Raw genomic sequence first — 8,348 nt, 5'->3', positions numbered from 1 at the left:
AATCGATGATTTTGCTTTGAAGAAACTTCAATTATGGTGATAAGAAGCGTCGCTTTGTTCCCAATCACACATCGATATCAGGACAGTCCCATAATGCGTCCTTCCAAGAGGTCTACCCTTTCTGCCTTAGGAGAAGCGGGGAGCCCCGGCATTCTGATTATGTCTCCAATGAGGGGAACTACGTAGCCTGCTCCGCCGGCCAGAATGATCTGGCGGACCGTGATCTCAAAATCCTCGGGGCGTCCAACCATTGTTGGATCTTCCGAGAGTGATTTCTGTGTCTTCGCCACGCATACGGCCAGCTCTTCATAGCCAAGTTGACGGATGAGCTTCAGATCACGCTCTGCCTCTTTCGTGTAAAGAACATCCGAAGCGCCGTACATCAGCCTGGCGATCTTCTCTATCTTCACCTTGATCGGTTCCGACCAGTTGTAAAGAGGACAGAAATGCCGTGAAGACTTTTCTGCCTGCGTCATCACCTGGCGCGCCAGCTCAACTCCACCTTCCCCTCCTCTTGTGAAAACCTCTGCCTCCGCGAAGGGAACGCCTATCCCATCGCAAGCTCGCCTTACGATGGCAATCTCATCGCCGGTATCAGCAGGGAAACGATTCAGCGCCACGATGGGAGGTTCGCAGAATGTCTTGATATTCTCAATATGCTTGGTAAGATTCCCTAATCCTCTTTCGACAGCCACCGGGTCAGGTTTGTCAAGTTCATCCCTCTTCCCTCCCCCATGCAACTTCAGGGCTCTAACCGTTGCCACAAGGACAACCGCTGCTGTATCGAGGTTTGCTGATGTGCATTTGATATCGAAGAACTTTTCCGCACCCAGATCAAAGCCAAAGCCGGCTTCAGTTATGACCCAGTCCGCGTGGGCGATCGCCATCTTCGTGGCAATCACGGAATTGCACCCGTGAGCAATGTTGGCAAAGGGACCGCCATGAACAAATGCAGGAACTCCTTCGCAGGTCTGGACCAGGTTCGGAAGCATGGCATCCCTGAGGAGGATCATCATGGATCCTACGGCTTTGAGGTCGGCAGCCGTGACAGGTTTCTTATCATACGTAAAGGCCACAAGGATGCGGCTCAATCGCTGCCTTAGATCTTCTGCATTTTCCGCCAGGCAGAGGATCGCCATGACCTCCGAAGCGGGCGTAATATCGAAGCCGGTCTCGCGGGGAACTCCCTGAAGGACGCCTCCAAGCCCGATGACTACCTGTCGCAGGGCGCGGTCGTTTAGATCGATAACGCGGCGCCATAGGACACGGCGCGGGTCGATCTCAAGAGGATTATCATGATGTATGTGATTATCGAGAAGAGCCGCCAGCAGATTATGGGCAGTAGAAACAGCATGAAAATCTCCTGTAAAGTGAAGGTTGATGTCATCGGCTGGAACAAGGCTGGATCTGCCGCCGCCAGTCGCGCCTCCCTTGAGGCCGAAAGTAGGACCGAGCGAAGGTTCACGCAGTGCCAGACAGACCTTTTCTCCTGTCCTTGCCAGCCCCTGTGCCAGACCGATGGATATCGTGGTTTTTCCTTCGCCCGCATCTGTGGGCGTTATTGCAGAGACCAGTATCAATTTGCCAGGCTTTCGACCGGATTGGATCACTCTGGCTGTCGCCTCCGTTCTTATCTTCGCCTTATCACTCCCGTACAGAATGACATCCTCCCTTTTTATTCCAAGACCTTCAGCCACCTCTATGATCGGGCGCGCACTCGCGTTTCTCGACATGATTCCCCCTTCCAAGAATCCGTGATGATTTAATTTTTCATCACCAATTTTACCAGAGATTCCCGTTCCCCTGTCATCTTTTCTTTACCTGAAACTCTTCTCGTAACGCCTTGGTTTTGGGTGCTGGAGAAATCTTTCGCTCATCCAAGTAACTGAGGCGTTACCTCTTCTCTCACATTCTTCTTGAGAAGGATACATCCTGTATGGTATCGTTTGCATGTTGTTTTGGCTTTCTCCAGAAAAACCGGAGGGTTTTTATGAAAAGTCTGAAAAATCTTTCGGTAATAAAATTTGTTCCCGTCTTGATGGCCGTTGCGATCACCGGCATTCCAACAACCTCTCCCGCGGAGGGTCTGGACCCCTCCAACGCCATTGATAACTACAGGCGGCTGATGGAATGGAAGTTCAGCAGCGAGACCATCGCGGTTCCAGAAGAGGGAATCTCCTTCAGCAGAGACTGCGGCGCCTGGGTCCTGGAATCGGGGAAGATCAGGCTGATGGAACCGCTTTCAAATGGCGCCGTCACCGGATTGGTCTTTGAGGGGAAGGGACGCTTTCAGATGACCATTCCCGACCCCATCGAGGTAAACCAGGTCAAGCGTTTTTCTGGTCAGAGCAGCTTGAACAAGATTGAGACGACCTTCACCAGGCTTCTGCTTCGAACATCGGAAGATCTTATCTATCAGCTTGTCACCATACCCATGAGCAGCGCCTATGCTCCCGACAGATTGGCAAAGGACCGGCAGGAAGTCTGGTTGAGACTGGCTTTCCTGGATATCGATGCCCGCGTGCTGGCGGGCCTTCTGAATGCAGGGGATGAATTTCTGTTCGTGGATATGAAGACCAATGATTTTGGATGGCTGGCCTTTTCATTCGACAGATTACAGAACGAGGAGATCCAGCTTCACAAACAGAAGGAGAACTTCGATTTCATCGAGACCTGGGTCAGCCTCGATAGGGCTTCCGACAGACAAGCATCAGGGCGGCCGACGCATATTCGCAGAGATCAAATGGATGTTACTCATCTCGACATCGAGGTCGATCTGACCAAATGGATCATGAACATCTCCTGGCGGCTTGGCGAGCCTTCTACCATCGACACGGCTAAATTCCGTTCGACGGTCACCTTCCAACCTCTTATGGATGGTCAGCAGGCGATCGAGTTGACGCTTAACCCGGAAGCCGTCGTTGATTCCGTCTCCACTCCTGAAGGGCAGGAGCTCCGCTTCATCCGTGAACCGATCGGCAAGCGCTTCATCTCTCTGGGAAAGGATAACAACGATGAATCTCTTCTGATCATTCTGGACGAGCCTACCGTTAGAGGAAAAGAAAAAAAGATCGTCGTCGGTCACCGGATGAAGATGAGCAATTATGTCTCCGGCAACGACTGGTATCCCTGCCTCGGCGGCAATATCAACGACCTCCATACCGTCCGCCTTAAGGTGATGCACAACCAGAAGTACAGCATCACAGCGGTTGGAAAGCGTGAGCAGGAAACAATCCAGGATAAGATCAAGACAACCATCTGGAGTACGGAAGTGCCGACAAAGATGTACGGCTTCACCGTCGGAGAAAAGTTCGACGAGGAGAAGGTAAAGCTTGAGGGAGTCCCCGAAGTCATCTCCTTCGGCGTGAGCATCAACAGGAACATGGTTAAAAATGTCGCCATTGATGTCGCCAGGAGCCTCCATTTCTACAAATGGCTTCTCGACGTCGATTTTCCCTGCGAAACCATGTATGCCACCTGCATCGACAGCTATCACGGCCAGTCCTTCGACGGCTTCCTGCACCTGTCCGAGTATACCTTCGACAGCGAGCATCCGGGCGCCACGGAACTCTTCCGCGCTCATGAGGTCGCTCATCAGATGTGGGGACATATGGTTGGATGGAAGAGCTATCGGGACCAATGGCTGAGCGAGGCCTTTGCCGAGTATTCCGCCATGCTCTACGTCGAAACAGCCATGCCAAAGGATAAGTACTTCTACGAGATCCTCGAGACCTATACTAACATGCTCATCGGCTCGCTCAAGAGCTCTTTCAGCAAATTCTCCCGCCCCTGGCTGACGGAATACGCCATCAAGAGGAAGGAGAAGATCGGGCCCATTAGCCTGGGATACCGTGCCGGCTCTGCCGAAGCCCCCGGCGTCTATTTCATGCAGAGCTATCACAAGGGGCCTCTCGTTCTGCACATGTTGCGGATTCTTCTCCGGAACTCGACGAAGAGCGAAGAGATGTTTCGGACCATCCTCAAGGATTTCCTGCATACCTATAAGGGTCAGGCAGCCTGCACGGACGATTTCCAGAGAATCGTCGAGAAGCACTCGAAGGAAGATTGGTCCTGGTTCTTCAACCAGTGGGTTCATGGATCTGCCATCCCGCTTTACACCTGGACATATACCGTCTCGGACAAACCCAACGAGAAAGGCCTTTACAATATCGAAGTTAAAGTGAAGCAGAGCGACGTCCCGGAGGATTTCAAGATGTTCGTCCCGATCCGGATTGAGCTGGACGATAAGACGGTAAAGCAGATCGTCGTCCCTGTCGATCAACCAGAGAAACCTTTCACCCTGATGTCCCAGAAAAAACCCAGGGAGATCTTCTTCAACCCGGATCATGCCGTACTTGCCGAGGTTAAGAAAAAGTAAAGAGAAGAGATGGGAAACTCAGTGGGTCAAGATTTGATGGAAATCATTTGAAATCCGTCACTATTCTTGGAGGATATATGCCGCTTACCACACTCAATATCAATAAGAAAAAGTACAGGATTGATGTCGATCCGGATACTCCGCTGCTCTGGGTGCTCAGAGATACGCTGGGACTCACGGGGACAAAGTATGGCTGCGGCCGTGGCCTCTGCGGCGCTTGCACGGTCCACATGAATGGCGAAGCGACTCGCTCATGCATCACTACGGTCAGTGAAGCTAAGGGAAAGAAGATTATGACCATCGAAGGGTTTGCCGCCGACCCGAAACATCCTCTCCTGCTCGCCTGGCTGGAAGAAGAAGTCTCGCAGTGCGGTTACTGCCAGCCGGGACAGATCATGGCCGCGGCCGCTATTCTGTCCCGCAGGCCAAAACCGACGGATAGCGACATCGAAACGGCCATGGCAGGAAACCTCTGCCGCTGCGGGACCTATTCGAGGATCCGCCGTGCCATTCACCGCGCCGCGAAAGGAGGGGATGCCAGATGAAGAAAAGACACGCTATCCAGATCCCTCTATCTCAAGTATCGGCAAAACTTCCGTCCTTGAACAGTTGGATTCAAGGCGCTCAAACATCAGAGGTTCAGACATCGACCGTCCGGTGTTCAGGCATCTCTCGAAGAGATTTTATAAGAGTCGTCTCCATGAGCGGCAGTGGATTGCTGCTTGCGTTCCATATTCCCGCCATCGCTTCCATTAATTCCAGTGAAGCACCTTCAGAATCTTTCGAGCCCAATGCTTTCTTGAGGATCGATAAAGATGGGAGGGTCACGATCACCGTGGCGCGCTCGGAGATGGGTCAGGGTGTCCTCACTTCCATACCGATGCTTATAGCTGAAGAGCTGGAAGCCGACTGGTCGAAGATCCGTGTTGAACAGGCCATGGCGCATCCGCAAAAGTACGGGAGCATGATCACGGGCGGAAGCTCCAGCGTACGCTTAGGATGGGAACCGCTGCGCAAAGCCGGCGCGACGGCCCGCGAGATGCTGATCGCCGCTGCCACTCAGATCTGGGGAGTTGACCGATCGACTTGCCGTGCTGATAATGGAGCCATCATCCACGCCGTGACCGGAAAGCGGCTGAGCTATGGCGAGCTTGTCGAAACTGCGTCCCGACTCCCAGTTCCTGAAAATGTCCCGCTCAAAGACTCGAAAGATTTCAGGATCATCGGAAAAAGAATGCCCAGGCTGGACTCTGTGGACAAGATATCCGGCAAAGCCACATACGGGATTGACGTCAAAGTCTCCGGCATGCTCATCGCGACCGTCGCGCGAAGCCAGGTCATCGGCGCTAAAGTCAGGAGCTTCGACGCGGCAAAGGCGAAAACGGTCAGGGGTGTTCGAGATGTAGTCCAGATCCAGAGCGGAGTCGCCGTCGTGGCTGATTCGACGTGGGCGGCCATCCAGGGAAGAAACGTCCTCGTCATCGATTGGGATGAGGGGCCAAATAAAAATTTGAGCAGCTCGGAAATCCGCAAAATGTTCGAAGAGAAGAGTAAGGAAGAAGGTGTCGCTGCCCGTAAAGAGGGGGATTTTGCAAGTGCCTTCACTTCCGCCTTGAAGAAACTCGAGGCCGTCTATGAACTGCCCTTCCTCGCCCATACTCCCCTGGAGCCAATGAACTGCGTGGCTGATATTCGAAGCGATCGCGCTGAAGTCTGGGCTCCCAGTCAGACACCCCAGTGGGCGCAGGAAACGGTTTCAAGGGTTGCCGGATTACCGGTGGAGAAGATCATGCTGCATGTTCCACTTCTGGGAGGGGGTTTTGGTCGCCGTCTGATGTATGACTATGCGAGCGAGGCCGCTCAAGTCTCCAAGGCAGTGGGCGCTCCTGTGAAGTTAGTATGGACGCGCGAAGACGACATGACACACGACTTTTACAGGCCAGCAAGCTATCACAATGTGGCTGCGGGAATCGATGCGGAAGGCCGGTTGACAGCCTGGAAGCATCACATCACTGCTCCCTCCATCATGGCTCAGCTCTTCCCTGAACAACCGCTCGAGGGGGCTCCAGATGCGGTTGATGGCGCTGCTCAGATCGAGTACCAGATCCCCAACATCCTTGTTGACTACGTCATGGCCAATACTCCAGTGCCGGTGATGTGGTGGCGCTCTGTCTATAATTCGCAGAACCCGTTTGTCAATGAATCGTTCATAGATGAGATCGCCCATGCCACCAACGCTGATCCCTTCGACTTAAGACGCAAACTCCTTCCTGAAACATCTCGCCTGCGTGGAGTCCTGGAGCTGGCGGCGCAAAAAGCCGGCTGGGGAAGACCTCTCCCCGCGCGCTGGGGCCATGGGATTGCAGGCCACTTCTCGTTCGGCAGCTATGTCGCCCAGGTTGCCGAAGTTTCCGTTTCAGCGAACTGGAAGGTCAAAGTGCATCGCATAGTCTGCGCGGTGGATTGCGGCCATTTCGTGAATCCTGACACGATCGAAGCCCAGATGGAAGGGGGGATCATCTTCGGTCTCTCCGCAGCGATGCGGGGCGAAATAACCATAGAGAAAGGAACGGTCGTTCAGAAGAACTTCAACGATTACAATCCACTCCGGATCGACGAGATCCCGAGTATCGAAGTCCACATTCAAAAGAGCTCTGAAGCACCGGGCGGCATCGGCGAGCCGGGCGTTCCCCCGGTCGCGCCGGCCGTCTGCAATGCCATCTTCGCCGCCACCGGCAAACGGATCCGAAAGCTTCCCATCATGTCTTCTAACTTATGAAGATATAAAGTTGATACCTTCTCTAATTGAATTCATCCGCGATGTCAACCTATCGCTCGTAACCATAAAGTTCAAAAATGAAAAGCCCTTCAAGATGCCGACCCTTCTGCAGAAGATGTCGATTCTCTCCATAACGGCAGGCATGCAGGGAATCATTATCGCCGCGCTTGGCTGCCCGAATGGCTGCGACTTCTGCGTGACATCACATTACTGGAAGAGACGCTATATCCCATACTTCAAGAGTGGTTATGAGATCTACACTCAGATAAAGAAATATAAAAGAGATCATGGTCTCAATGCCGTAATCATCATCGATGAGGAGTTTTTATTGAACCGAAAGAGGGCTCTTGAATACCTCGAATGCATCAGGAAGGAGCGCCATTGGGACGTCCACCTCATGTGTTTCAGCTCTATCAAGGCTCTTTCACAGTACTCCTTGGAAGAGCTCATGGAGATGAATCTTGAGATCGTCTGGCTCGGCTACGAGGCGCATGGGGCAGGCTATGCCAAGATGGAAGGGAAAAATCCAGATGAGTTGATCCGCGAGCTTCAAAGCCACGGGATTGCCGTCCTGGCCTCTTCCATCATAGGCTACGATTACCAGACGAGAGAGGTCATCGAGAAGGAATTTCAAACGCTGATGACCGTCGAGCCGTCGTTCACACAGTTCCTCATCTACAGTCCCGTCTATGGGACTCCTCTCTACGATAGACTGAAGAAGGAAAACAGGCTGTTGCCCGGATTCGATGATCCCCGTCGATACAGACACAAAGAAATAGACGGATTCACGCTTCAACACAGACATCCACATCTCAGCCAGCAAGAAGCTTCCGAGATCGTCGAAGAGCTTTACAAGAAGGATTACGAGCTTCTCGGACCCTCCATCATCCGCATCGCCAGAGTCTGGTTCGAGGGTTATCTGAGAATGATTGAGAACTAATCTTTCCAGCGGTCCTAATAAGGAAGAACCCTTACAGAAAGAAGATGACTGTGACGATCAAAAAGACAGGAATGAGTATCAGGCCGGAGTAGAGCATGTAGGCGAAGAAGCTCGGCATCTTCACCCCTCTCTCCTCGCAGATAGCCTTCACCATAAAGTTTGGACCGTTCCCGATATAGGAGTTAGCTCCCATGAAAACTGCTCCTGTACTGACAGCTTTCAGCAGGATCTCGGGAACACCGACCACCGAG

The 8,348-nt window shown here is 52.8% G+C and carries 6 protein-coding genes; 4 read left to right on the top strand and 2 right to left on the bottom strand.

Translation table 11 applies throughout. The features are described 5' to 3' along the window. Nucleotides 1–77: 77 nt before the first annotated feature. Nucleotides 78–1,733, bottom strand: a complete 1,656-nt coding sequence (locus tag AB1756_02910; GenBank protein MEW5806287.1) for a formate--tetrahydrofolate ligase — start codon at nucleotides 1,731–1,733, stop codon at nucleotides 78–80. A gap of 257 nt (nucleotides 1,734–1,990) precedes the next feature. Here AB1756_02910 and AB1756_02905 point away from each other — a divergent pair, with 257 nt between their 5' ends. From AB1756_02905 to AB1756_02890, 4 genes are all read left to right on the top strand, one after another. Beyond that, entirely contained in the window at nucleotides 1,991–4,378 is a 2,388-nt protein-coding gene (locus AB1756_02905) for a M1 family aminopeptidase (protein ID MEW5806286.1), read from the top strand. Nucleotides 4,379–4,455: 77 nt separating this feature from the next. Then, complete coding sequence (locus AB1756_02900; protein MEW5806285.1) at nucleotides 4,456–4,923, top strand: (2Fe-2S)-binding protein; 468 nt, start codon at nucleotides 4,456–4,458, stop codon at nucleotides 4,921–4,923. Then, nucleotides 4,920–7,157 (top strand): xanthine dehydrogenase family protein molybdopterin-binding subunit, encoded by a 2,238-nt coding sequence (locus tag AB1756_02895; protein MEW5806284.1) that lies wholly within the window; start codon nucleotides 4,920–4,922, stop codon nucleotides 7,155–7,157. Before AB1756_02900 ends, AB1756_02895 begins: the two co-directional genes overlap by 4 nt. Nucleotides 7,158–7,167: 10 nt before the next feature. After that, nucleotides 7,168–8,097 carry a radical SAM protein gene (locus AB1756_02890; GenBank protein ID MEW5806283.1) on the top strand — a complete coding sequence of 310 codons (930 nt, stop codon included), beginning with the start codon at nucleotides 7,168–7,170 and terminating at the stop codon, nucleotides 8,095–8,097. Between the two features lie 31 nt (nucleotides 8,098–8,128). On the opposite strand, the gene AB1756_02885 is transcribed toward AB1756_02890, so the two are convergent. Beyond that, the coding region (locus tag AB1756_02885; GenBank protein ID MEW5806282.1) for a sodium:proton antiporter at nucleotides 8,129–8,348 on the bottom strand (220 nt) is incomplete at its 5' end.

Source organism: Acidobacteriota bacterium (assembly GCA_040752675.1).
GTDB lineage: Bacteria > Acidobacteriota > Polarisedimenticolia > JBFMGF01 > JBFMGF01 > JBFMGF01.
This window is presented reverse-complemented; position numbering and strand designations above follow the sequence as displayed.